Here is a 23,408-nt window from a genome sequence, read left to right as displayed (position 1 = left end):
TGTCGGGAAATAGACGGCGAAGCTACTCCGCCGCTTCGCTATGCCCGAGCCGCGCATTCAGCTTGCGGATCAGCTCTTCAGCCGCATCCGCGATCACCGTGCCCGGCGGGAAGATCGCTTCAGCGCCGGCCGCGTAGAGCGCGTCGTAATCCTGCGGCGGCACCACGCCGCCGACGATGATCATGATGTCGTCGCGGCCCTGCTTCTTGAGCGCCGCCTTCAGCTCCGGCACCGCGGTGAGGTGGGCCGCGGCGAGCGAGGAGACGCCGAGGATGTGCACGTCGTTCTCGACCGCCTGCCGCGCGGCCTCATCGGCGGTGGCAAACAGCGGCCCGATGTCGACGTCGAAGCCGATGTCGGCAAACGCGGACGCGATCACCTTCTGGCCGCGGTCGTGGCCGTCCTGGCCGATCTTGGCGACGAGGATGCGCGGGCGGCGGCCCTCGGCCTCCTCGAAGGCGTCGATCAGCGCCTGAACCTTCTCGACCTGATTGCCCATGCTGGACGCCTCCCGCTTGTAGACGCCGGTGATGGATTTGATTTCGGCGCGGTGCCGGCCGAACACTTTCTCCATTGCGTCAGAGATTTCGCCGACGGTCGCCTTGGCGCGCGCCGCGTCGATCGCGAGCGCGAGCAGATTGCCATTGCCTTCGCCGGCCGAGCGCGTCAGCGCAGCGAGCGCGGCATCGACGTCCTTCTGGTTGCGCTCGGATTTCAGCCGCGTCAGCTTGTCGATCTGCAGGCGGCGGACATTGGTGTTGTCGACCTTGAGGATGTCGATCGGCGCCTCGTCGGTCGGCTTGTACTTGTTGACGCCGATCACCGCCTGCTTGCCGGCGTCGATCCGCGCCTGCGTCTTGGCGGAGGCCTCCTCGATGCGCAGCTTCGGCAGGCCGGCCTCGATGGCCTTCGCCATGCCGCCGAGCTCCTCGACCTCCTGGATGTGGCCCCACGCCTTCGCCGCGAGGTCGCGCGTCAGACGCTCGACGTAATACGAGCCGCCCCAGGGATCGATGATCCGCGTGGTGCCGCTCTCCTGCTGCAGGAACAGCTGGGTGTTGCGGGCGATGCGCGCCGAGAAGTCGGTCGGCAAGGCGAGGGCCTCGTCGAGCGCATTGGTGTGCAGCGACTGGGTGTGGCCCTGGGTCGCCGCCATCGCCTCCACCGTCGTGCGCATCACATTGTTGAAGACGTCCTGCGCGGTCAGCGACCAGCCCGAGGTCTGGCTATGCGTGCGCAGCGACAGCGAGCGTGGGTCTTTGGGGTTGAAGGGCTTGAGCAGCTTCGCCCAGAGCAGGCGCGCGGCGCGCAGCTTGGCGACTTCCATGAAGAAGTTCATGCCGATCGCCCAGAAGAACGACAGGCGCGGCGCGAAGCGGTCGACGTCGAGACCTGCAGCTAGGCCGGCGCGCAGATATTCGACGCCGTCGGCGAGCGTATAGGCGAGCTCGAGATCCTGCGTCGCGCCGGCCTCCTGCATGTGATAGCCGGAGATCGAGATCGAATTGTATTTCGGCATCTTTTGCGAGGTGTACGCAAAGATGTCCGAGATGATCCGCATCGAAGGCGCGGGCGGATAGATGTAGGTGTTGCGCACCATGAACTCTTTCAGAATGTCGTTCTGAATGGTGCCCGAGAGTTTCTCCGGCGGCACGCCCTGTTCCTCGGCGGCGGCGACGTAGAGCGCGAGGATCGGCAGCACCGCGCCGTTCATGGTCATGGACACGCTCATCTGGTCGAGCGGAATCCCCGCGAACAGCGTGCGCATGTCGTAGATGGAATCGATGGCCACACCGGCCATGCCGACGTCGCCGCCGACACGCGGATGATCGCTGTCATACCCGCGATGGGTGGCGAGATCGAAGGCGACGGAAAGGCCTTTCTGGCCGGCCGCGAGGTTGCGGCGGTAGAACGCGTTGGAATCCTCCGCCGTGGAGAAGCCGGCATATTGCCTGATAGTCCAGGGCTGGTTGACATACATGGTCGGGTAGGGCCCGCGCAGGTAAGGCGCGATGCCGGGATAGGTCTCGAGGAAATCGAGCCCGGCAAGATCGGCCTCGTCATAAGCGGGCTTCACCAGAATGCCCTCGGGCGTCAGCCAAGGCTCGGCGCTGCCTGACGGTGCAGCGGTGGCGGCACGCTCGAAGGCGACGTCTGCGAAGTTCGGTATACGGCTCATGCGTGCAATCCTCGCCCGAAGAACGCTCCGGCGACCAGTCCAGATATCATGCCGATAGCAGAATAAAGCTCAAGGGAATGCGGCTGATTGGGCAATACGCCCAGCGCAATCCAGAGCCAAGTGATGACGGCCCCGCCGGCCGCGCCGATCAGCGGAAACGCGAGCTGCGCCAGCATCGGCCGGCCCCTCAGGAACGGATAGGCCAGCGGAAACAGCCCTAGCGTGACTGGGGCAGCCAGCACCGCCGCCAGTACGAGAGCAATCAGCAGGATCGGAAAGATGATCACCGCGATCAGCGAGAACGGGAAACTCACGATGACGCCGAACATCGTCCCGGTCAGCGCTGCCATTACCGTAGCGATCGCGCCGAGACCCATCATTCCAGAAGTTTCAGTTGCGCGCATGCTGTCCTTGAACTGACCTGTCATGACATTCGCAAGATTGTCTGCATCTTTGCCTCAATCATGATCCGGATGCTGATGGCTGACGATCGTCGCCATCTTCTCCGGTCCGTAATTCTGTTGCGTGGTCTGGCTCGGCAGATTGGCGATGCCCACCACCCAGCCGAGGCGGGATTCGGTGCCGAACTGTCGTGTCGGAATGATCTGGTCAGGACGGTCGAACGCGCCGGTCATGATCTCGATCCGGTCGCCGCCGATGCGGCCGAAGCTCAGCGGCGTGCCGCAACCGGCGCAAAAGCCGCGTTCGGCGATGGTGGAGGAGCGGAAGAACGACGGCTGCCCCTTGGTCCAGGCAAAGTCCGTCTTGTTGATGTCGGCAAAAGACGCGAACGGCGCGCCGGCTGCCTTCTGGCACATGCGGCAGTGGCAGATCGAAATCCTGGTTGGCGCCGTCGTGACGCCAAAGCGCACGGCCCCGCATTGGCAGCCGCCGGTGAGAACTGGTTTGCCTGGTTCGGTCATTTCTGTTCCATCCGTCGATAGGCGTCTTGTAGCGTGGCAAGCGCATCGCCTCCGGCGAAGACAAAACCCGTGACGCCAGCGGCCCGCAGCGCCGCCTCGGTCTCGCTCGGGCGGCCTGCCAGATAGATATGTCGCCCGCCGGCCGTTTGCAGGGCCTTCGCTGCAGCTTCGGCGTGTTCCGCATAGACCTTGTCGCTGGAACAAAGACAGGCAAGCTCGGCGCCCGAGGCCTTGAACGCTGCCACCACCTTGGCCGCATCGGCAAAGCCCTCGCTATCGAGGGCTTCGATGCCGCCGGCTTCGAAGAAGCTCTTGGCAAAGGTCGCGCGCGCCGTGAAATCGGCGGCCGTGCCGAGATTGGCCAGGAACACTTTCGGCCGGGAGCCCCGCGCCTTCAGCGCCGCGTCGGATTTGTCACGCAGCGCCTCGAACGGTTCCGCCAGCCGGATCGGCGGCAGCGGATCGAACTTGTATTTCTGCTCGCCGTACGGTGCCAGCTCGACCGGCGTCGCTTTCAGCACCGCGGTCTCGCTCTCGTGCAGGTTCGGAAACTCGCTGGCGCCGGTCAGCACGTCGCGACGCTTTGCGATGTTGGCGTCACGCGCTTTTCGCGCGGCCGCGACCTTGCCCTGAAACAGGCCTTGCTGAAGCGCGGCAAACGCACCGCCGGCTGTCTCGCTCTCCTGGAATAGGGTCCAGGCCGCCTCACAAAGCTGCGTGGTCAGCGTCTCGATGCCGCCTGCCCCGGCCGCGGGATCAGAGACCTTGGCGAGGTTGCTCTCTTCCAGCAGCATGAGCTGCGTATTGCGCGCCACGCGGCGCGCGAACGGATCGGGCAGGCCGAGGGCCAGCGTATGCGGCAGCACGGTGATCGCGTTGGCGCCGGCCAGCCCCGCCGCGAATGTCGCGATGGTCGCGCGCAGCATGTTCACGTAAGGGTCGCGCTGCGTCAGCATGCGCCAGGCCGTGTCGGCGGCGATGAACAGCGGTTTGGGCGTGAGCCCGCACGCTGTCTCGATGCGCGCCCACAACAGCCGCAGCGCGCGGAATTTCGCCATGGTCAGGAACTGGTCGGCATCCGCGGCGAGCCGCGCATAGACCATGCCTTGCGCGGCTTCGAGCGGAATGCCGGCGCCTTCGATCGCGCGCAGATAAGCGACGCCGCAGGCGAGCACGAAGGCAAGCTCCTGCACCTCGGAGCCGCCGGCATCGTGGATCACGCGTCCGTCGGCGGACGCGAACGGTCCCTTGAAGCCGAGCCCGGCGAGGCCCTTGATCGCGCCGGTGACGGCAGGGGCGATCTCCTCCCAGGTATAGGGACTGTGGCCCCACACCGCGCCCGCCGCGAGCGGATCGAGCCCGAAGCGGATGTTGCAGGCGGCGGGATCGAGGCCGCTGCTCTTCACATATTCCGCGACATGGATCGCGGCCATCCGCGATTGCGGTCCGATCTGAAGCTCGAGGCCGATGCCGGCATCGAGATGGATGTCCTTCAAGACTCTTGCGATGGCTTCGGCCGAAGGTTCCAGACCGAACCCGTGAGCGCCGCTGCCGCCGGCGAACACCAGCGCGAGCCCGGTCGCGCCGTTCTCCAGATCCTGCAACGCCTGTGCATTCGCGAGCGCCGCGTCGGGATGGTCGATCCGCTGGATGATTTGCCAGGGTGCGGCGGCTGGTCGACCCACGACGGGCGCGACACCCTTGGCGCGCGGATAGAGCGGATCGATCTTGAGGCCGTCATAGGTCTTGCCGACCAGCTTCTCGAACGGCGCGCCCTTCAGAACGCCGTCGACCAGCTTGCGCCAATCCTCGACGGTCGTCTTGGGAAAATCGGCCGCCAGCGGCAGGTCGTCAGTCACGGAGGTCATGCGGCCAAGGGCTCCCAAACGTATCGTTATTCGCAGGCGAAATTGCCACGGCGGGCCGCCCCTGCAAACGGTTGTTTTTGGTTAACCGGTATCCGGAAGCCGCTCAATGCCTTGCGTCGAGACGCTGGCGAGCCCGTCACGCACTGGAATGCCCGAAATCACGCGGTCGGGTGCAATCTCGGCCAGCGGCACCAGCACGAAAGCGCGCTCGAACAGGCGCGGATGCGGCAAGGTCAGGTCCGGCTTCTGCAAGCTGACATCGTCATAGGCGATCATGTCGAGATCGAGCGTGCGCGGACCCCAGCGCCGCTCCTTGTCCCGAGTGCGGCCGAATTTCTGCTCGACCTTCTGCAGCACGAACAGCAGCGCGTGCGGATCGAGGTCGGTCTCGATCTCGATGCAGGCATTGATGAAGGGCGCCTGGTCCTCGTCGCCCCACGGCGGCGTGGCATAGTCCGAGGACCGCGCGATCAGGGCACCTTGCGCCATGCCGCAGATATGGGCGATCGCCTTCTTGAATGTCGTGCGGACATCGCCGACATTGCCGCCGAGCGCGATCAGCACGCTTGCCATTTATGGATGCCGTGAGCGCGTCAGCATGATGCCGACGTCGTCGAAGATCGCGGCGATCGGCGCGTGCGGCTTGTGCACGGTGACCTTCACGGCACGGATGCGCGGAAAGTGCGACAGGATGGCGTCGGCCACCGCGCCGGCCGCGCGCTCCAGCAGCTTGTAATTGGTGTTCTTGAACGCCGCCGTCGTGGTCGCGACGACGTCGGCGTAGGACACGGTATCGGCGAGCCGGTCGCTGCGCGAGGGCTCCGACAGGTCGGTATAGAGTTCGAGATCGATGACGAAGCGCTGGCCGACTTCGGTCTCGTGATCCATCACGCCGTGGCGGGCGTGGATCGACAGGCCGGTGACGAAGATCGTATCGGTCATTGCTTGCCCTCGATTGCGTTCGCCACCCGCAGCGCCTGCAAGGTCTCGGCGACGTCATGGGTCCGGATGATCTTTGCGCCGCGTTGCGCGGCGATCAGGTGCGCGGCGATCGAGCCGGCGAGCCGGTCCTTCGGCTCCGATGGCGACACCGAGGCGATGAAGCGTTTTCGCGAGGCACCGACGAGGATCGGCAGGCCGAACATCTCGAATTCGCGCAAGCGCGCCAGCGCGGTCATGCTCTGCTCCGCAGTCTTGCCGAAGCCGATGCCGGGATCGAGCACGATCTTGTCGCGCGCGATGCCGGCCTTTGCGGCGATATCCAGCGAGCGCAGGAAGAACGTCTTCATGTCCGTGATGACGTCGATGGCGGGATCGGCGTCGTCGCGGTTGTGCATGACGATGACGGGAACGCCTCTCGCGGCCACCAGCGGCGCCATGGCGGCGTCGCGTTGCAGGCCCCAGACGTCGTTGGCGATCGCCGCGCCCTGGTCGAGCGCGTAGGCCACCACCTCGGCCTTCATGCTATCGATCGACACCGGCACGCCGAGCGCGACCACGCCCGCCAGCACCGGCTTCAGCCGGGCGAGCTCGTCGTCCGCCGTGACGGCCTTCGCGCCCTTGTAGGGCCGGGTGGATTCGGCGCCAATATCGATGATGTCGACGCCATCCGCGATCATCGCCCGCGCCCGTGCGAGCGCCTGCTCGGGCGCGATGAACTCGCCGCCATCGGAAAAGGAATCCGGGGTGATGTTGAGCACGCCCATCACCGCCGGGATCGGTCGTTCCAGCAGTTTCCGCAGCGCATCTGGCCCGGCCGAGCCGGCCGGCGGGACGGATGGGGAGGGCGAGGCATTCATGCCGCCCGCTTTGCGCGGTCGGGGAGGGGGAGTCAAGACGGGATGGGGCAGCACAACCCTGGTCTGAGACCGTCACCCTGAGGCGCTCGCCTCTTCGGCGAGCCTCGAAGGGCGACGGCCCGGCTCTCTCCGTGCGGATGTGGCGGTGGCCGTGCATCCTTCGAGGCTCTCCACGGGACGCTTTGCGTCCCGTGTTTCGCACCTCAGGATGACGGAGAGAGCAAGTGAACTAATACGTGATCTTCGGCTGCAGCTTCTTCGCCTTGGCGATGATGTCGCCGACCGACTTCTCGGAAGGCAGGATGCGGAGCAGCTTCTTCTTTTCGTTGGCGTCGCGCATGCTCTGGGCGAGCCTTGCCGGATTCCGATAGGCGAGCTCGCGCACGGTGGTGACGCCGGCGGCGCGGACCAGGCCGACCTTGGCCCGACCCATGCCGGGAATACGCATGTAGTCGGAGACGTTGGCCCATTCCAGCAGCAGCTGCTCGCTGATGCCGGTCTTGGCGGAAAGCGCCTTGCGGCCCTTCACCGTGCCGGCCGCCTCGAGCAGCCCGTCGGTGGTGCGGATGCCCTGCGCCTTCAACTTGTTGGCGGCAAAGACCGACAGGCCCTCAATCTCGGAGATCGGATATGTCATGATACTCGATATGAATTGCCAAAGCTTCAGGCGAACTGGCTGAGGCCCGGCGTCCCCGCAACGATCTTGCCCATCTGATCTGCTCCGATTTTGTCTCGGCCGAAGCGGAAAAGTTCACGGGCGACGTTTTGAATCTCCGACATGCCAAGTCCGAGGCCCATCAGGCGCGTGCCGACAGCCATCAAGCCGCCGCCCATCAGCCGCGATAGTCCGCCGCCGCTCCTGGATGCCTCGATCGCGGCTTCCGCTCCGGGGATCTGATCGATCAGGGCCTGCACGCTGTCGGAAGGACCCTCGTTGCGGAGGAAGCCCAGGATGATGCCGACGCTCTTTTCAGCGACAGCACTATCTATGCTGGCGTTTGTCGCCAGCCGCCCGATCAGCTCGTCCATAAGGCCCGCCCCTCAGCCGGTTTGCTTTCCGGAGTATTTCTTTCGAAAATGATCTTGAGCCGGTGTGATGTGAAATTCAAGCGATGAACGCACGCGTCGTCGCGATTCACCTTCGAACGCGCGAAAAGTGTTGCAGCGATGCAAGAGCGGAGTTGGAATCGGCGAAAAATTGCCGCGTTGCGAACGCCTCGTTCCTACTTTCGGCTGATGTCGTCCGTCCGTTTCCGACTATGTCGCATGTTCGGCCGTGTTGAACCGTTTTAATCGGCGCGCAACATGCGTTAAACTACGGAACTGGTGCATTTGAGTTTCAATACGCGAAACCCGGCAGAGAGATCAGAGAGAATAATGACCGCACAGGACAGCAAGCTCGGCGATACCGACGACAAGATCTTCGTCGGCAAGGGAGACGAGCAGGCATGGCTGACGCTGGCGCTCGCCAATCGCCACGGCCTCGTCACGGGTGCAACCGGAACCGGCAAGACCGTGACGCTGCAAGTGATGGCGGAAGGATTTGCACGCGCCGGTGTTCCGGTCTTCGCGGCGGACATCAAGGGCGACCTCTCCGGCATCTCCGAGGTTGGCGAGGCCAAAGACTTCATCCTCAAGCGCGCTTCCGAAATGGGGCTGAATTTCCAGCCCGACCAGTTCTCGACAGTGTTCTGGGACGTGTTCGGCGAGCAGGGCCACCCGGTGCGCGCGACCGTCACGGAAATGGGGCCGCTTCTGCTCGCGCGCATGCTCGACCTCAACGACGTGCAGGAAGGCGTGCTCAACGTCGCCTTCCGCGTCGCTGACGACAACGGGCTGACCCTCATCGACATGAAGGATCTGCGCGCACTGCTCGACGCCATCGTGCCCGATAGCGCGAAGAAGGGAGCGGACGCGGGGGAGGATCCGCTCGCCGCCATCCGCAAGGCCGCGCAGGGGTTCGGCAACGTCACCAAGGCCACCGTCGGCACCATCCAGCGCCAGCTGCTGGTGCTGGAGAACCAGGGCGGCACCAAATTCTTCGGCGAACCGGCGCTGACGCTGAAGGACTTCATGAAGACCGACCGCGACGGCCGCGGCATGGTCAACATCCTGGTCGCCGACAAGCTGCTGCAGAACCCCAGGCTTTACGCGACATTCCTGCTGTGGATGTTGTCGGAGCTGTTCGAGGAGCTGCCCGAGGCCGGCGATCTGCCCAAGCCAAAGCTCGTGTTCTTCTTCGACGAGGCGCATCTGCTGTTCAACGATGCGCCCAAGGCGCTGATGGACAAGATCGAGCAGGTGGTCCGCCTGATCCGCTCCAAGGGCGTCGGCGTCTACTTCGTGACGCAAAACCCGGTCGACGTCCCCGACCGCGTGCTCGGACAGCTCGGCAACCGGGTGCAGCACGCGCTGCGCGCCTTCACCCCGCGGGACCAGAAGGCGGTCGCCGCTGCGGCCCAGACCTTCCGGCCCAACCCGAAGCTCGACACCGCCAAGGTGATCATGGAGCTCGGCAAGGGCGAAGCGCTGGTGTCCTTCCTCGAAGGCAACGGCACGCCGGCGATGGTGGAGCGGGTGCTGATCCGGCCGCCGTCGGCTCGCATCGGGCCGATCACGCCGGACGAGCGCAAGGCGATCATGGCTGCGAGCCCGGTGAAGGGCAAATACGACACCGCGGTCGATGAAGAGTCCGCTTACGAGATGATCCAGAAGCGCATCGCCGGCACAGCGGCCACAGCGGACGGCCCGGCTGGCGGAAATGGCGGCGGCCTTCTCGGCCAGATCGGCTCGATCGTCGGCACTATCTTCGGCACCAACGTCAAGCGCGGCCGCCTGTCGACCGGCCAGGTCATTGCGCGGGACGTGACGCGATCGGTCACCAACCAGGTGATCGGCGGGATGGCCGCCAATATCGGCAAGTCTGTCGGCGGCCAGCTCGGCGGCTCGATCGGCCGCACGCTGGTCCGCGGCGCGCTCGGCGGATTGCTGCGGCGGTAGGCGGGCCGCTTTGGGCAATTCCGCTTGCCCCAAAAGGTCGTGGACGCCCAGGCCTTCGCCGCGCCGAAGCGGCTTCGGCCGCGCAGGCGGGACAAGCCCGGCCATGACGCTGTGAAAGCTCAAGTACTCTGCTAGTCACCTCATGTGCCGTTGCCCGAGGCCGCCAACGGTACAATTTCAGGTGAGGGGCTCTCCAAGCCTGCGCCGGTCTGCTACGTCCTGTTCGCCGCCGCACAGGACCACCCCGTGACCCTGCCCGCCCCGTTAGCCAAGCCTGACGCGCCCAGACGCCTGTCGCTGCGCGCGCCGCTGGACCTGCTGTTTCTGTTCTGCTGCGCCCTGCTCACCGCCGACGTGCTCGTTCCCGAGATCTTCGGCAGCGGCAAGACCAAGGATTACCCGCTGTGGTTGTGGGCCGGGCAACAGGTCCTGCAGGGTGAGCCACTCTATCCCGCCACGGCCGTCGAGTATTTCGAGTTCATCTATCCGCCGCTGCCGGCGATCCTGCTGGCGATCCCGAGCTGGTTCGGCAAGATCCCGCTCTATGTCGTCCTGTCGATCCTGAATGCCGTGGCGTGGTGGTACACCGGGACGTTCTGCCAGGTCATGGCCGGCTCGGGGCGCAGCCCCGGCCGCTGGCTGGAGGCGCTGCCTGCCGTCGTCACCGTGCCGTTCGTGTTCGACATGTTCGACCTCGGCCAGCCGAACCTCGTCCTGCTGGCCATGATGCTCTACGGTTTCTGGAGCTTGCGGCATCAACGTCCCTGGCTAGCGGGCTTCATGTTCGCGCTCGCCGCTGCCATCAAGGTGTTTCCGATCGCGGTCCTGCCGTATCTGGTCTGGCGGCGAAAATGGGCGGCGGCCGCCGGCACGGTCGCCTTCACCGGCATCCTTCTCTATGTCGTGCCGGCGCCGATCCGCGGCTTCGAGCGCAACGCGGCCGAGCTTGCGACCTGGTATCAGGGCATGGTCGGAACGAGCTCGGAAAAGGGCTTTGGCCAGCGTGACGAGCAGAACTGGTCGTGGGTCAACCAGTCCCTCATCGCCGTCACGCACCGCCTGGTCCGTCCGATCAACTTCAATCTGGAGGATCCCGGCAAGCCGCCGCGCACGATGAACATCATCGACGTCGATTACAGGACGGCGAACTGGATCGTGCTGGTGCTGTCGGCCTTGCTCGGGCTCGGCTTCGTCGCGATCATGCCGCAGCAAGCGCGGCGAACGGCGCGCTCGGATGCCGAGGAGCTCGCCATCCTGTTCTGCCTGATCACGGTGGCCTCGCCTTTGGCTCGGCAATACTACTTCATGTGGCTGTTCTTCCCGATGACGGTGCTGATGCATCGCGCCGCCTTCGACGAGCGGCCGAATGTGCGTCTCGGAACCTGGCTCGCCCTCGGCGCAGCCGGAATTCTCATGCTGCTGGCGCTGCCGTGGTTTCCAACTGTCCTCCAGGCTTGGGGCAACAATCTCCTCGCGACCGCCGTTCTTGCAGGTAGTCTTGCATGGCACATCCGGCATCCGCCCGTTGCGGCTGGCTCCGAGCCCGCGACGGCGCTAAAACCCGGTACCTCTTGAGACTCGAACGTCAGGACCAACGACCATGGCCAATGCGCAGCTTCAATCCGTGCTCGACCACATCGACAAGGATTTCGACAACAGCCTGGAGCGCCTGTTCGCGCTGCTCCGGATCAAGTCGATCTCCGCCGATCCGGCCTTCGCCGGGGATTGCAAGGCGGCGGCCGAGCATCTCGCCAAGGATATCGCGAGCCTCGGCGTCGCCACTGAAGTGAGGCCGACCGCGGGCCATCCCGCCATCGTCGGCAAGACCGGGGCCGGTGGGCGGCCGCATGTGATCTTTTACGGCCATTACGACGTGCAGCCGGTCGACCCGCTCGATCTCTGGCACCGTCCGCCGTTCGAGCCCGTCGTCACCGACCATGCCGACGGCCGCAAGATCATCGTCGCGCGCGGCGCCGAGGACGACAAGGGCCAGGTGATGACGTTCGTCGAAGCCTGCCGCGCCTGGAAGAAGGTGACGGGCTCGCTGCCGGTCGACATCACCTTTCTGATCGAAGGCGAGGAGGAGGTCGGCTCGAAGAACTTCGTGCCCTTCATCGAGGCCAACAAGGACGAATTCAAAGCCGACTACGTGCTGGTCTGCGACACCGGCATGTGGGACCGCAACACGCCGGCGATCACGACCTCGCTGCGCGGCCTGCTCTATGAGGAGCTGAAGATCACCGCCGCCAATCGCGACCTGCATTCCGGCGTGTTCGGCGGCAGCGCGATGAACCCGATCCGGGTGCTGACGAAAATTCTGGGCGGCCTGTTCGACGACGACAACCGCATCACCATTCCCGGCTTCTATGACGGCGTGAAGGATCTGCCGCCTGATATCCTGGAGCAGTGGAAGAAGCTCAATCTGACGCCGGAGATGTTCCTCAAGCCGATCGGCCTGTCGATCCCGGCCGGCGAGAAGGGGCGCCTCCTGATCGAGCAGGCCTCATCGCGCCCGACCTGCGACGTCAACGGCATCTGGGGCGGCTATATCGGCGAGGGCTCCAAGACGGTGATCCCGTCGCATGCTTCAGCCAAGGTCTCGTTCCGCCTGGTCGAAGGGCAGGACCCGCAAAAGATACGCAAGGCCTTCCGCGACTACGTGACGGCGCGCATTCCCGGCGACTGCAAGGTCGAGTTCGGCGACCATTCCGCCGCGCCCGCCGTCGCGCTCGACTGGAACATGAAGCCGCTCGCCGCCGCCAGCAAGGCGCTGACGGAGGAATGGGGCAAGGAGACCGTCCTGATGGGCTCCGGCGCCTCGATCCCGATCGTCGCCGACTTCAAGCGCACGCTTGGCCTCGACTCGCTGCTGGTCGGTTTCGGATTGGACGACGACAACATCCATTCACCGAACGAGAAGTACGATTTGAGAAGCTTCCAGAAAGGCATCCGCTCCTGGGCAAGGATTCTCGCGGCGCTAGCGGAGGTGAAGTAGCGCGAGCTGCCGTAGGGTGGGCAAAGGCGCAAAGCGCCGTGCCCACCATCTCTAAGTAATTGCGAAAGAACGTGGGCACGCTGCGCTTTGCCCACCCTACGGCTCTGTTGTCGTGGCGGCCACCGGCCCAAAATAAAAACGCCGCCCGGAATTGGGCGGCGTTTCATTCCAAAAGGCGTAGAGGTTAGTTGGGAGCTACCCTACACCAAATCCCGAAAATCTCAAGACCGGTAGCCCGGGAGCTCGCGGTCGAGCTTGCGCAGCAGCGGCGGCCACACGAGGTTGGTGGCGCGCAGCTCGGCGCGGTCGCGGTTGGCGAGCAGCTCGGTGTTCTTGTCGATCGCGGTATCGTCGACCGGGTAGACCGGCGTGCCGAGCGCGCGCGTGCGCACCTGCATCGAGCAGGCGCGCTCGAGGTGGTACATGCGCTCGAAGGCGGAGGCGACCGAGCGACCGACGGTGAGCGTGCCGTGATTGCGCAGCAGCATGTGGTTGTGGTCGCCGAGATCCTTCTGCAGCCGCGGCCGCTCGTCGTGATCGAGCGCGATGCCTTCATAGTCATGATAGGCGAGGTCGTGGGTGACGAGCTGGGCGGTCTGGTTCAGCGGCAGCAGGCCTTCAGCGCTGCTCGACACCGCGGTGCCGTCGAGCGTGTGGAGATGCAGCACGCAGATCGCGTCCTCGCGCACCTCGTGGATCGCCGAATGGATGGTGAAGCCCGCCGGGTTGATGCTGTATTCGCTCTCGGAGAGCTGGTTGCCGTGCAAATCGACCTTGACGAGGCTCGAGGCCGTGATCTCGTCGAACATCAGCCCATAGGGATTGATGAGAAAATGATGGTCGGGGCCGGGCACGCGCGCGGAGATGTGGGTGTCGACCAGATCGTCCCAACCGTACAGCGCGACAAGGCGGTAGCAGGCGGCGAGATTGACCCGTTGCTGCCACTCGGCCTCCGTCATATCAGACGGCACTTCCTTCAGGCGCGCTTCCGCTGGCGACATGGCTGATCTCTCCGAACATCGTTGTTGCGGGGAGGGAGCGTAGTACCGCTCGTGGCAAGCAGCAAGGCGCGACAAGCGCGCGGCAGTCAAGCGTAGCCCGCATGAGCGGAGCGACATGCGGGACCGCTCTGAGAGGGATCCCGGATGTCGCTTCGCTCATCCGGGCTACGGGAGAAGAATATTACGGCGCCGGGATCGAGAGCAGGCTGGAAATACTGCGGCCGCGGATGTCGTAGACGCGGGCGAACACCACGTCGTCGCGCTTGATCTCGACCATCACGGGCGCGGTGAGTCCCTTGCAGTAGAACTCGCCGAGCGTCATCGCGAAATCGGCCGCGTTGGAATCCCAGCCGATGGTGAAGTCGGGCCCGAGCGCGACCTGGGCGGGGCGCTGCGGACCGCAGACCGCGACCTTCCATTTGCGATTGGTCGGCGGCACTTCCTGGCGTTCGACGATCTGCTCGCGCAGCTCATCCGAGGCCTGCTTCAGCGCGAGGCCCCAATAGTCCAGCATGAAGCGGTCGTCGGCGCCGCGCACGGTGCCGGCGATGTGGTTGAAGTGGGTGTACTGATAGGGATGCAGCCGGATCATCTCGGCGAGCGAGAGCGCGAGGCCAAAGCAGAACGTGGCGAGCACGACCGGCTGCCAGGTGCGGTGATTGGCGCGCAGGCGCTCCATGGCCCACGCGAAGGCGACGCCGCCGAGCACCGCCATCGGCGGGATCACGAACACGAAATGGCGGATGCCGTTGTACAGCGCCGGCCGCTTCACCATCGCGATCGCGAGCGGCAGGGTCGCGGCCAGCGTCAGCATCAGCATGATGGTCTTGCGCCGCGCCGGAACCTCGCGGCGCGGCAGCATGGCGAAGGTGCTGACCACGGCGCCGGCCATCAGCACCAGCATCACCTCGGGCAGTTGCAGCGCGAACAGCGTCGGCAGATAGGACCAGGGCATGTCGGGCACGGACACGATCGCACCGTCGAACATCTCCTTCCACGGCTTCTCGAAGAAGTGCGAGAAGTAGGTCAGCGCCTCGAAGGGATTGCCGGGCTCCATGATCGACCACGGCCAGATCAGGCCCATCACGAGGTAGCCGAACGCGAGGCCAGGCAGCAGCACATAGACGACATGGGCGAAGCGGCGGACCGACTCGCGCAGGCCCTCGCTGCGCAGTTCCTCCAGGAACAGCGGGATGAAGCCGAGCACGGCGTAGACCAGCGCAAGCCCGCCGAGAACGCGGCAGCCCAGCGAAAGGCCGGCACCCAGGCCGACGATCAGGATCGTGCGCGGCGACGGCTTGGGATATTCCTCGGCGAGCCGGACCAGGCCGAGCATCAGGATGATCATGGCCACCGCGAAGGGCGCATCCTTCGGATTCATGAACATGTGGCCGTAGAAGATCGGGCACAGCGCGAGCAGCAGCAGCGAGGCAAGACCGGCAAGGGGTCCGCCGATGCGGCGGCCGAGCCGCCACGTCACCGCAAGTCCGACCACGCCGACAATGGCGCCGACCAGTCGTCGCGTCTCGAACAGCTCGAGCGGAATGATCTTGTGCAGGAGGGCCGCGACCATGTCGAAGCCGCCGCCATACATGTAGAGATTGGCGAAGGAGAGCGCCGCGGTGTCCTTGAAGCCGGAACCGAACATGCGCAGCAGCAAATCGGCATATTCAGCGTGGGTGTAGTCGTCCCAGCCGAGGCCGTAGTCGCGGAACGTCAGGCCCGCAATGACCGCGACCGCGGCCAGCACCAGCATGGCGAGATCGTCGCAAGTCCGTTCGACCGAGCGCCGCAGAGGCGTGTCGATCGCCGCAGTCGTGATGGATGTCATGGCTATCGGTGCCCCGGAATCCCCTCTTGGCCCTGCTGGTGCGCGCGGGTCTCAACCCCGGACTCCCTATAGCGCAGTTCCATTACCAAGTAATTGGGCATTACGGCTAAATTCCTGATGCGACGCAGCAATTCCGGTTACTTGAGAGCAGTCTAAGCAGTAGCGAGCCGTAGCTGAAGGGAATGTGAATAAGTCCCTGATTTCCTTCCCTTTAGGAACGCTACCGACAATTCCTCGTTGGCGTGGAACACCGGATGACGGTATCGTGGCGGAGCGGTTGTCGCGTGTGGATGGCGACCGGGGGTGAGTTCGATGAATCTGGCATTGTTGATCGCGGGGATTTTCGCCGTCGTGGCGGGCTTCCTTTCGATCCTGTTTGGCTTCTCCGTCAGGGAGTTCAGCCTCGGCAGCCCCCTCATAATCTCGGGCACGATCGCCGTCTGCTCCGGATTGTTACTGGCCGGCCTCTATGTCGTGGTCACGGAACTGAAGGGCCTCGCGCGCCGGCTGGCCGGTGCGCCGTCCGAGGTTCGGGTCAGGCCTGTGCTGCCGGGCCTCGCCGCATCCGGGCCGGGCCTTGCCGTGCCTGGCGCTGCTGCGCCCGAGCCGCCCGCTGCGGCGGCAAGGGGCGAGGCAAGGATCGAGCCGCCACCGTCGCCGCCGCCCGCCGCAGGCCCGCCGCCGTGGCAGAGCGAAGCCGCCGCGCGCGAGCGTCCGCGTGTCGAGACGCCGCCGGTGCCGGAAGCTCCAACGCCGCCCGCGGCTCCGGAAGCGCCGCGCCGGCGCAACCTGTTGTTCGCCTCGACCTCGCGCAAGGAACGGGAGCGTGCGGAGGCGAAGGCCATCGAGGACGCGCCGCCGCAGCTCCCTGCGGAGCTCGGTGAGGCCCTGGATACTCCGCCTGCAAGCTTTGACGACGCCTGGCCGAAGCCGGACCGCATGCGTCCGCCGGAGCCGCCGGCTGCCTTGCGCCGGCCGCCGCCGCGCTCGCCATCGACCTTTGCGGAGGCCGCTCCGCCGCCTGCGCCCGAGCCGCCGCCGCCCCCACCGCCGCCTGTCGAGCAGCCGCCCGTCACCGTGCTCAAATCCGGAATCGTCGACGGCATGGCCTATTCGCTCTATTCCGACGGCTCGATCGAAGCGCAGATGCCGGAGGGCATGATGCGCTTTGCCTCGATCGACGAGCTGCGCGCCCATCTCGACCAGCGGTCCTGAGCTCTGCCGCGCAGAACTAGAGCGCCGTTGTCGCCACCGTGTCGGTCATCGTCTGGTTTCAGCCGAACGTCCTGTTGACACGGAATAGTTCGGCGTCGTCTATCCCGTGAGGCGCAAGTAGAGGGGCGGGCCGATGTCGGACGCTGGGGCAAAGAATTTCATCGAGCTGACGGCGAGCATCGTGTCGGCCTATCTCAGCAACAATCCGACGCCTGCGACGGAGATTCCGAATCTGATCAGCCAGGTGCATGGCGCCCTGGTCCGGGTGTCGTCAGGTCGCACCGAGACCGCGCCGCTCGAGCCGGCCAAGCCGGCGGTCTCGCTGAAGAAGTCGATCGCGCCCGACTATCTGGTCTGCCTGGAAGACGGCAAGCGCTTCAAGTCGCTGAAGCGCCATCTGCGCACGCAGTACAACATGACGCCGGAGCAATACCGCGAGAAATGGGGCCTGCCGGCCGACTACCCCATGGTCGCGCCGAACTATGCGGTGGCGCGCTCGCAATTGGCCAAGCAGATGGGCCTCGGACAGCAGCAGCGGAAGAAGGGGAAGTAGAGCCGCTCGCTCGGCCAGCTCTGGTAGGGTGGGCAAAGGCGCGCGCTTGCGCGACGTGCCCACGAATTCTCACCAGTCACACGCAAATCGTGGGCACGCCCACCCTACGAGAGCTTCTTACGACGCTTCCGCCAGCGCCTCTTTCGCATCGGTCTTGATGCGCTCGACCATCGAGCGCAGGCCGTTGGAGCGCTGCGGCGTCAGGTGATCGCGAAAGCCGAACTCGTTGAACACCGCGATCGCGTCGGTATCGAGGATCTGCTGCGGCGTGCGGCCCGAATAGAGCGAGAGCACGATCGCGACCAGCCCGCGCACGATATGCGCGTCGCTGTCGCCGCGATATTTCAGGATCGGCGCGCCATGGCCGCGGTCGACCAGCTTCTGCAGCCAGACCTGGCTGACGCAGCCGTTGACCTTGTTCTCGGCGGAGTGTTCCGCCTCGGGCATCGGTTCCAGGGTACGGCCGAGCTCGATGACGTACCGGTAGCGGTCGTCCCACTCGTCCAGAAGCTCGAAATTGTCCCTGATTTCGTCGATCGTCGTCATGTTGGCCCGTGTTCCCGTTAGGGCCAATATAAGGATGCGAGGAGATGAAATCGATAGGGTTTGGGCGCTAATTCGCCGCCGCCGGGCCGCGCCATTCCAGCGCGAGGTCGTCCTGGCTCAGGGTATCGCGCGGCGCCTCGGCCGATGCGGCATCGCCTTCGCCGGCCATCGCGATCGAGCCGGTATGGTCGGGCGCCTTCTTGTCGTTCTTGTCGTTCTTCTCGTTCTTGTCGTTGGAGATCTGCTCTTTCTTGTCGTTGATGATCTGGTAGATCTTGCGCGCCCCGTCCTGGGCGCGCTGGCCGATGATGGTCGCGGCCTGTCCGCCGACCTCACAGGCCGCCGGCTGGCGCTTGCAGAACTGGGTCATGTCGGAGACGGCCGCGGTCGCAGCCTGCACCGCATCGGCAGCACCGATCTGCGGCAGCTTGTCCGATTCGGGCGTCTTGTCCCTGGGCAGGAGCACCAGCACCAGCCCGAGCCAGAATGTGATGCGGAGCAGAAAGCGCATCTTAGCGACCTGTACGTTCGATCCCGTCCGCGGCGAACTCCGCGGATGTCGGACCTAGCAACTCTCGATAAATCGCAAGTGATTGCCTTGAGCTTAATTCGCGGAAAATTTACGCAAAATTCTTCGAGATCGACGGTGTCGTAAATTTTCGATTGACGCCGGCGCCCCTGCTTTCGCTGGCACGCATATCCACCAATTCGAAACCATGCCGGGATGCGTGAAACCCTGTGTTCACCATCCTCGCCGAAGACGTCGCCAAATCGTCTAAAAAGCCCCGCGATGTCCCGGCGTCCGGCCGCACACCGAGCCGCCTTAGCACTCGTTTAAGGTCGCTCTGACACGGTGGCTCAACGACAAGGAGGCGTTGCGGCGCGTCTTCCAAAAGACGATTGAGCCGAAGCGCGAGACCCGTGACAGTTTTGAGTATCATCCGCGATTGTCTCGATGCACTGCTGCATCCCTCCGCGCGTTACGATGCGCTGATGCGGGCGCGTCATCGTGCCTTCATGGCGCCGCGGCTGCTCGGCAGCCTGGCCGCCTTTGCCGCATTCCCGGTCTATCTCGCCATGCGTGGCGCGCCGAGCGCGGTCGAGGTCGCCGCGTTCGCCTGGCTGATCGCGCCGATCATGCTGTCCTGGTTCCTGTCGCGCACCGGCCGCTATGAAGGCGCCCATGTGCTGTCGTCACTGGCGCTCGCCGGCCTGATCATGGCGGTCGCGGGCACCACGGGCGGCATCGAATCATTCGCCGCGGTCTGGCTGGTCGTGGTTCCCCTCGAAGCCGCGCTGTCGGCCTCGCGCCGCGTCGCGGCCTTCGCATTCTTGCTCGCGCTGTCCTGTGCAGGACTCCTGATCCTCGTCGGCCAGCTCGGCTGGCTGCCGGTTGCAGACACCAGCCCTGCTGAACGCGGCGTGCTGATGGCGTGCGGCGTCGTCTCGGCGACGCTCTATGCCGCCGGCCTTGCCTTCGGCGCGGAATCGCTGGCGCGCACCAGCGTGGCGCTGCTCTCGCGTGAGGAGGAGCGTTATCGCCTGCTCGCCCGCAACATGAGCGACGTCGTCTCGCGGCATCGGCGCAACGGTGCGGTGCAGTTCATCTCGCCCGCGGCGGAAGCCATGCTCGGCACGCCGGTAGCGCAACTGCTCGGGCATGGCCTGTTCGACCGCGTCCATGTCGCCGATCGCCCGGCCTATCTCACCGCGCTCTCCGATGCCGCGCGCGGCGACGTGCGCAGCATCGAGTTCCGGCTGCGCTATGAGCCGGACGGTTCGGAGCGCGGTCAGGTCGATTTCCTCTGGGTCGAGATGCGCTGCCGCCCGCTCGACCGGGATATCGCCCAGAATCCTCATGGCGACGTCACGCGCGAGGCCGAAGTCGTCGCCGTGATGCGCGACGTCACCGACCACAAGCTGTCCGAGCAGGCGCTGGATCAGGCGCGCAGTGCCGCGGAAGCTGCCGATGCCGCCAAGACGCGCTTCCTCGCCACCATGAGCCACGAGCTGCGCACGCCGCTGAACGCCATCATCGGCTTCTCCGAGATGATCGCGCAGGAGCAGACCCTGATGCTGGGCTCGGCCCAGCGCCAGGAATATGCCCAGCTCATCAACGATTCCGGCCAGCATCTGCTGTCGGTCGTCAACGGCATCCTGGACATGTCCAAGATGGAGTCGGGCAATTTCGAGATCGCGTCCGAGCCGTTCGCGCCGCGCGCCTCGCTGTTGCATTGCTGCAATCTCTTGGCGCTGAAGGCGCGGGAGAACGGCATCGACCTCATCACCGACGCGCCGCAGGATCTGCCTGTCATGACCGGCGATCCCAGGGCATTCAAGCAGATCGTGCTCAATCTCGTCGCCAACGCCATCAAGTTCACCGAGCGCGGCGGTCAGGTCTCGGTGACCGCTGCGGTGTCGGGTTCGCAGCTGACGCTGCGCATCAGCGACACCGGCGTCGGCATCGCGCCCGACGATCTCAAGCGCATCGGCGCGCCGTTCTTCCAGGCGGGCAAGACCTATCAGCGCCGTCACGAGGGAACCGGCCTCGGACTTTCGATCGTGAAGAGTCTCGTGGCGTTGCATCTCGGCGAATTGACGGTACAAAGCAGATTGGGAGAGGGCACCGCCGTCACCGTCAGGCTGCCGCTCGTCTACACGCCGCCGCAAGTCAAGCCGGTCGAGAGCAAGGTCGCGACGCTGACGCCGGTGCTGCGCCAGGACCTTCAGGACCAAACTCACGACCAGTCTCAGGACCAACCCGCTCTGGTGAAGAAAAGTGCCTAAGAAGTCTGCCAAGGACGAAGCCGCTCCGCGCCGCCGTGGCGCGAAGGCCGCGGTTATCGATGTCGAGACGGAGCGCAACCTCGTGATGCGCGTGCTGCTGCACAGCCCGAAGGACACGCTCGCCGGTCTCGTCGCCGTCGCCGCGATCGGCGCGATCGTTGCCAATGCGCTGTTCCTGCAGACTGGCCGCCATCCGGCGCCGATGTTCGGCACCGTGATCAATCTTCCCGCGCCGTCCGCCGTGGCGCTGTCGAACCCAATGCCGCGTCCGCGCCCGGTCGGCGCCGATACCTCGCCGCTGGAGCCGCGCGCGACGGAGTTCCGCGCCGAGCCGAAACCTGCCGAGCGAGCCACCGAGAAACCGCCGGAGAAGCCGGTCGAGGCGACCGCATCGACGCCGCGCGCGGGCAGTGATCCCATGACCAATCTGGTCAAGGCGACGACCTCGACGCCGCCGTCCGCCATGCGTCCGCCCGCGCCGATTCCGGTGCCGCAGAGCCCGGCCGCGCGGCGTATCGCCGGCGTGCAGCGCGCGCTGTCCGAATATGGCTACGGCAATTTGAAGATCACGGGCACGATGAGCGGCGAGACCCAGTCCGCGATCCAGAAGTTCGAGCGCGAGCACAAGATGCAGGTCACCGGCCAGCTGTCCGACCGGCTGCTGCGCGAGCTCGGCGCCGCGATCGGTCATCCCGTCGAATAACGCGCATCCCGCTGTCATTGACGCCGATCAATTCCGGGCATCGCGCGCCGCAAACCAAGCCGTGCCCGCGCGCGGGCGATTTGCGTGGGATCAATGACGGCCGACGGCTTTGGGGAACATGATCGCTCATCTTCAACGAAGAAGAGAGATTGTCATGTTCAAGGTCTCGGTTCTGGTCTGGATCATGCTGGGCACGACGCTGGCGGGCGTCAGCCTGATCGTCGTGCTGATGGTGCCGAGTTTCGCCGCCGACGCGATCAGGAACATCCCCTATGCGGTCGCCGTGGGATTCGCGCTTGCGATGCCGCTGTCATATCTCGTTGCGCGCCAGATCAACGGCGGGCAACGTGTAAGCAAGGCGTGACAATCGGACGCTGAGACTGGCGGCGCGCGTCACGCTGGCCTATCGTTCGACTCATGCGTTTGAAATCCAACATATGGGTCGCGGCCTACCTGCGCCGGTGCCAGACCGAGGGCGTGTTCGGCGCGGTGCGTCGTCGCGGGGCCGAGGAGGCGGGCGCGGTGTTCGTGAAGGTGTCGTTGCTCGACGGCCATGCGATGCTCTACGCGCCGGCGCCGCAGACCGTCTATGACGACGGCCGGCCGGTCGATCGCTTTTTCGTGCCGGTCGCGCAGCAGCCCCTGCCGGAGCACACGATCGAGGAGCGTCTCGCCAAGGAAATCCGCTTCGATCCGGACGCGTGGATCGTCGAGACCGAGGACCGTACGGGCCGGCATTTCCTTGAGCTGGCGAAGACGTAACTGCTGCTCTTCCGTCGTTGCGAGCCCAACACCCAGCCTTGTAGCCCGGATGGAGCGAAGCGTAATCCGGGACTTCCGCCACGAGTGACGGAGACCCGGATTACGCTGCGCTCCATCCGGGCTACGGGCTAAACCGTCTGCGCTACCGCTCCGATGACCCGTCGGTGCCGGTGCGGCGCGGCATCGCGCCGGGCTGCACGCCCGGCCGGGTCTGGCTTGCGCCGGCGCGGGCGCGCTGGCGTTCGCCATCGTGCAGTGACGGCTGGTACTTTGCGCGGGTGACGGCCAGCGTCGAGCCGCGCCAGGCTGCCAGCATCACCAGCGCCGAGCGGTCGCTGAGGCGGTCGTAGAGCCGCGACAGCCGGTACACCTCGTTCACGGACGTGCCGATCTCCGGCTTGAAGAACAGCAGGATGCGCTGGAAGTTCGGGCTCGGCATGTCGAGCGCGCGCGCGGCGACCGCGAGCGCCTCGCCGCCGGCATCGTCGACGATCTGGGCCGCGACGCGCGAGGGCAGGATCAGGCTGTCGCCGAGCTCGAGGGCGAAATTGTCGACGTCGCCAGCGATCGCCGCCATCTCCAGGATCTGAATCGCGCGCTTGGCGCGCACGGTCGGAATGCGGGGCGCGGCCTTCAGCGGGGTCTGCGCCAGATTGTGCAGGATCAGCGCGCGCTCGGAGGCGCCGGCGCGGAAGAACATGTCGTGGATCTCGGCGGCGTCCGTCGGCTGCATCGACATGTTGGCGGCCATGCGCAGCTCGGCGTCGGTCGGCGTGCGGGCCGGCGAGGGGGCCGGTGCGGGCGTGGGGATCTCGCGGGCGAGCGGAACCCTGCGGCCTTCCTGCGCGGCGACCAGCCCGAGCTTCTGCAGGACCGGGACGGGTGTCGACGGATAGATTGCGAGCTTGGCCTTGATGGCCGCGCGGGTCGCATCGTCGACCTGGTCGATCAGCCGCGTTGCAAGCTCGGTAAACTGGCGCTGCTCGTCGTCGCTGTGGATGCGCGTCTGCACATAGAGGTCGGTCAGCACGCGCAGCAGCGTCGGCCGAACATCGACGCCTTCGCGACGGGAGAGGGACATCAGCCCGTCGAATCCGGGAAACAGCGACTTGGTCATGGAGAGATACGCGACCTGGAAGAGATACTGCTCGCCAGCCTATCGCAGGCTCCTTTAAAGGCTCGTTAAGGAAAACGAGGCGTGAAGCCGAACGCTCGATTTGAAGCGATCTCGTGCCGCAGCGGGACG

Annotated in this window: 23 protein-coding genes; 9 read left to right on the top strand and 14 right to left on the bottom strand. The window is 65.4% G+C overall.

The genetic code is table 11. The features are described 5' to 3' along the window. Positions 1–22: 22 nt before the first annotated feature. From scpA to BM190_RS16520, 9 genes are all read right to left on the bottom strand, one after another. Positions 23–2,179, bottom strand: a complete 2,157-nt coding sequence (gene scpA, locus BM190_RS16560; protein ID WP_092256658.1) for a methylmalonyl-CoA mutase — start codon at positions 2,177–2,179, stop codon at positions 23–25. Next, on the bottom strand, positions 2,176–2,607 hold the full coding sequence (locus tag BM190_RS16555; RefSeq protein ID WP_143109051.1) for a hypothetical protein: 432 nt from the start codon (positions 2,605–2,607) through the stop codon (positions 2,176–2,178). The genes scpA and BM190_RS16555 overlap by 4 nt, the downstream gene beginning before the upstream one ends. 30 nt (positions 2,608–2,637) lie before the next feature. Then, entirely contained in the window at positions 2,638–3,102 is a 465-nt protein-coding gene (locus BM190_RS16550; protein ID WP_092256652.1) for a GFA family protein, read from the bottom strand. After that, positions 3,099–4,970 carry a methylmalonyl-CoA mutase family protein gene (locus BM190_RS16545; RefSeq protein WP_092256649.1) on the bottom strand — a complete coding sequence of 624 codons (1,872 nt, stop codon included), beginning with the start codon at positions 4,968–4,970 and terminating at the stop codon, positions 3,099–3,101. Before BM190_RS16545 ends, BM190_RS16550 begins: the two co-directional genes overlap by 4 nt. A gap of 81 nt (positions 4,971–5,051) precedes the next feature. Then, positions 5,052–5,543 (bottom strand): 2-amino-4-hydroxy-6-hydroxymethyldihydropteridine diphosphokinase, encoded by a 492-nt coding sequence (gene folK, locus BM190_RS16540; RefSeq protein ID WP_092256646.1) that lies wholly within the window; start codon positions 5,541–5,543, stop codon positions 5,052–5,054. Next, positions 5,544–5,912, bottom strand: a complete 369-nt coding sequence (gene folB, locus BM190_RS16535) for a dihydroneopterin aldolase (RefSeq protein WP_018315750.1) — start codon at positions 5,910–5,912, stop codon at positions 5,544–5,546. Continuing rightward, positions 5,909–6,769 (bottom strand): dihydropteroate synthase, encoded by an 861-nt coding sequence (gene folP, locus BM190_RS16530; protein ID WP_092256641.1) that lies wholly within the window; start codon positions 6,767–6,769, stop codon positions 5,909–5,911. Before folP ends, folB begins: the two co-directional genes overlap by 4 nt. 229 nt (positions 6,770–6,998) lie before the next feature. After that, positions 6,999–7,406, bottom strand: coding sequence for a DUF4332 domain-containing protein (locus tag BM190_RS16525; RefSeq protein ID WP_018315752.1), 408 nt, complete (start codon positions 7,404–7,406; stop codon positions 6,999–7,001). Between the two features lie 26 nt (positions 7,407–7,432). After that, positions 7,433–7,798 (bottom strand): hypothetical protein, encoded by a 366-nt coding sequence (locus tag BM190_RS16520; protein WP_018315753.1) that lies wholly within the window; start codon positions 7,796–7,798, stop codon positions 7,433–7,435. 348 nt (positions 7,799–8,146) lie between these two features. Between BM190_RS16520 and BM190_RS16515 the strand changes: the two genes are divergently transcribed. The 3 genes from BM190_RS16515 to BM190_RS16505 all read left to right on the top strand — a co-directional run bounded on the left by BM190_RS16515 (position 8,147) and on the right by BM190_RS16505 (position 12,764). After that, the gene (locus BM190_RS16515) at positions 8,147–9,769 is read left to right on the top strand and encodes a helicase HerA-like domain-containing protein (RefSeq protein ID WP_092256638.1); all 1,623 of its coding nucleotides are present in this window, start codon (positions 8,147–8,149) and stop codon (positions 9,767–9,769) included. A gap of 246 nt (positions 9,770–10,015) precedes the next feature. Then, a complete protein-coding gene (locus tag BM190_RS16510; RefSeq protein WP_092256906.1) occupies positions 10,016–11,344 on the top strand; it encodes a glycosyltransferase family 87 protein in 1,329 nt (442 codons plus the stop codon). Positions 11,345–11,369: 25 nt separating this feature from the next. Further along, positions 11,370–12,764: a M20/M25/M40 family metallo-hydrolase gene (locus tag BM190_RS16505; RefSeq protein WP_028142943.1), complete on the top strand. Its 1,395-nt coding sequence runs from the start codon at positions 11,370–11,372 to the stop codon at positions 12,762–12,764. Between the two features lie 221 nt (positions 12,765–12,985). On the opposite strand, the gene BM190_RS16500 is transcribed toward BM190_RS16505, so the two are convergent. Both BM190_RS16500 and BM190_RS16495 read right to left on the bottom strand, forming a co-directional pair. Then, positions 12,986–13,765, bottom strand: a complete 780-nt coding sequence (locus BM190_RS16500) for a class II aldolase/adducin family protein (protein ID WP_092256635.1) — start codon at positions 13,763–13,765, stop codon at positions 12,986–12,988. Positions 13,766–13,946: 181 nt separating this feature from the next. After that, a complete protein-coding gene (locus BM190_RS16495) occupies positions 13,947–15,596 on the bottom strand; it encodes a glycosyltransferase family 39 protein (protein WP_092256632.1) in 1,650 nt (549 codons plus the stop codon). A gap of 312 nt (positions 15,597–15,908) precedes the next feature. On the opposite strand from BM190_RS16495, the gene BM190_RS16490 reads away from it, so the two are divergent. Both BM190_RS16490 and BM190_RS16485 read left to right on the top strand, forming a co-directional pair. Then, the gene (locus BM190_RS16490; protein ID WP_092256629.1) at positions 15,909–16,811 is read left to right on the top strand and encodes a hypothetical protein; all 903 of its coding nucleotides are present in this window, start codon (positions 15,909–15,911) and stop codon (positions 16,809–16,811) included. A gap of 133 nt (positions 16,812–16,944) precedes the next feature. Beyond that, positions 16,945–17,364 carry a Ros/MucR family transcriptional regulator gene (locus tag BM190_RS16485; protein ID WP_018315761.1) on the top strand — a complete coding sequence of 140 codons (420 nt, stop codon included), beginning with the start codon at positions 16,945–16,947 and terminating at the stop codon, positions 17,362–17,364. A gap of 117 nt (positions 17,365–17,481) precedes the next feature. Here the strand turns inward: BM190_RS16485 and BM190_RS16480 are convergent, their stop codons facing one another. Continuing rightward, complete coding sequence (locus tag BM190_RS16480; RefSeq protein ID WP_092256626.1) at positions 17,482–17,910, bottom strand: SufE family protein; 429 nt, start codon at positions 17,908–17,910, stop codon at positions 17,482–17,484. A 67-nt stretch (positions 17,911–17,977) separates the two neighbouring features. Further along, complete coding sequence (locus BM190_RS16475) at positions 17,978–18,421, bottom strand: DUF5330 domain-containing protein (RefSeq protein WP_092256623.1); 444 nt, start codon at positions 18,419–18,421, stop codon at positions 17,978–17,980. Positions 18,422–18,831: 410 nt separating this feature from the next. Between BM190_RS16475 and BM190_RS16470 the strand changes: the two genes are divergently transcribed. The 4 genes from BM190_RS16470 (at position 18,832) to BM190_RS16455 (ending at position 22,162) form a co-directional block, all read left to right on the top strand. After that, positions 18,832–20,697 (top strand): PAS domain-containing sensor histidine kinase, encoded by a 1,866-nt coding sequence (locus tag BM190_RS16470; protein ID WP_177237107.1) that lies wholly within the window; start codon positions 18,832–18,834, stop codon positions 20,695–20,697. Beyond that, the gene (locus BM190_RS16465; RefSeq protein ID WP_092256617.1) at positions 20,690–21,400 is read left to right on the top strand and encodes a peptidoglycan-binding domain-containing protein; all 711 of its coding nucleotides are present in this window, start codon (positions 20,690–20,692) and stop codon (positions 21,398–21,400) included. The genes BM190_RS16470 and BM190_RS16465 overlap by 8 nt, the downstream gene beginning before the upstream one ends. Positions 21,401–21,554: 154 nt before the next feature. Next, positions 21,555–21,764, top strand: a complete 210-nt coding sequence (locus tag BM190_RS16460) for a hypothetical protein (protein WP_026201548.1) — start codon at positions 21,555–21,557, stop codon at positions 21,762–21,764. Positions 21,765–21,817: 53 nt separating this feature from the next. Then, positions 21,818–22,162 (top strand): DUF1491 family protein, encoded by a 345-nt coding sequence (locus tag BM190_RS16455; protein ID WP_092256614.1) that lies wholly within the window; start codon positions 21,818–21,820, stop codon positions 22,160–22,162. 142 nt (positions 22,163–22,304) lie between these two features. On the opposite strand, the gene BM190_RS16450 is transcribed toward BM190_RS16455, so the two are convergent. Continuing rightward, positions 22,305–23,279 (bottom strand): DUF2336 domain-containing protein, encoded by a 975-nt coding sequence (locus BM190_RS16450; protein WP_092256611.1) that lies wholly within the window; start codon positions 23,277–23,279, stop codon positions 22,305–22,307. Between the last annotated feature and the right edge of the window lie 129 nt (positions 23,280–23,408).

The organism is Bradyrhizobium sp. Rc3b (assembly GCF_900114915.1).
Classification (GTDB): Bacteria; Pseudomonadota; Alphaproteobacteria; order Rhizobiales; family Xanthobacteraceae; genus Bradyrhizobium.
Note: the sequence above shows the minus strand (reverse complement) of the source record. Positions and strands in the feature narration are given on the sequence as shown.

Excerpts from the sequence above, each read along its gene's own strand:
- BM190_RS16505 (WP_028142943.1), top strand. The coding sequence starts at position 11,370 with ATGGCCAATGCGCAGCTTCAATCCGTGCTCGACCACATCGACAAGGAT.
- BM190_RS16525 (WP_018315752.1), bottom strand. The coding sequence starts at position 7,406 with ATGACATATCCGATCTCCGAGATTGAGGGCCTGTCGGTCTTTGCCGCC.
- BM190_RS16520 (WP_018315753.1), bottom strand. The coding sequence starts at position 7,798 with ATGGACGAGCTGATCGGGCGGCTGGCGACAAACGCCAGCATAGATAGT.
- folP (WP_092256641.1), bottom strand. The coding sequence starts at position 6,769 with ATGAATGCCTCGCCCTCCCCATCCGTCCCGCCGGCCGGCTCGGCCGGG.
- BM190_RS16485 (WP_018315761.1), top strand. The coding sequence starts at position 16,945 with ATGTCGGACGCTGGGGCAAAGAATTTCATCGAGCTGACGGCGAGCATC.
- BM190_RS16475 (WP_092256623.1), bottom strand. The coding sequence starts at position 18,421 with ATGCGCTTTCTGCTCCGCATCACATTCTGGCTCGGGCTGGTGCTGGTG.
- BM190_RS16555 (WP_143109051.1), bottom strand. The coding sequence starts at position 2,607 with ATGACAGGTCAGTTCAAGGACAGCATGCGCGCAACTGAAACTTCTGGA.
- folK (WP_092256646.1), bottom strand. The coding sequence starts at position 5,543 with ATGGCAAGCGTGCTGATCGCGCTCGGCGGCAATGTCGGCGATGTCCGC.
- BM190_RS16480 (WP_092256626.1), bottom strand. The coding sequence starts at position 17,910 with ATGACGACGATCGACGAAATCAGGGACAATTTCGAGCTTCTGGACGAG.
- BM190_RS16490 (WP_092256629.1), top strand. The coding sequence starts at position 15,909 with ATGAATCTGGCATTGTTGATCGCGGGGATTTTCGCCGTCGTGGCGGGC.
- BM190_RS16450 (WP_092256611.1), bottom strand. The coding sequence starts at position 23,279 with ATGACCAAGTCGCTGTTTCCCGGATTCGACGGGCTGATGTCCCTCTCC.
- scpA (WP_092256658.1), bottom strand. The coding sequence starts at position 2,179 with ATGAGCCGTATACCGAACTTCGCAGACGTCGCCTTCGAGCGTGCCGCC.
- BM190_RS16460 (WP_026201548.1), top strand. The coding sequence starts at position 21,555 with ATGTTCAAGGTCTCGGTTCTGGTCTGGATCATGCTGGGCACGACGCTG.
- BM190_RS16515 (WP_092256638.1), top strand. The coding sequence starts at position 8,147 with ATGACCGCACAGGACAGCAAGCTCGGCGATACCGACGACAAGATCTTC.
- folB (WP_018315750.1), bottom strand. The coding sequence starts at position 5,912 with ATGACCGATACGATCTTCGTCACCGGCCTGTCGATCCACGCCCGCCAC.
- BM190_RS16495 (WP_092256632.1), bottom strand. The coding sequence starts at position 15,596 with ATGACATCCATCACGACTGCGGCGATCGACACGCCTCTGCGGCGCTCG.
- BM190_RS16545 (WP_092256649.1), bottom strand. The coding sequence starts at position 4,970 with ATGACCTCCGTGACTGACGACCTGCCGCTGGCGGCCGATTTTCCCAAG.
- BM190_RS16455 (WP_092256614.1), top strand. The coding sequence starts at position 21,818 with ATGCGTTTGAAATCCAACATATGGGTCGCGGCCTACCTGCGCCGGTGC.
- BM190_RS16500 (WP_092256635.1), bottom strand. The coding sequence starts at position 13,765 with ATGTCGCCAGCGGAAGCGCGCCTGAAGGAAGTGCCGTCTGATATGACG.
- BM190_RS16550 (WP_092256652.1), bottom strand. The coding sequence starts at position 3,102 with ATGACCGAACCAGGCAAACCAGTTCTCACCGGCGGCTGCCAATGCGGG.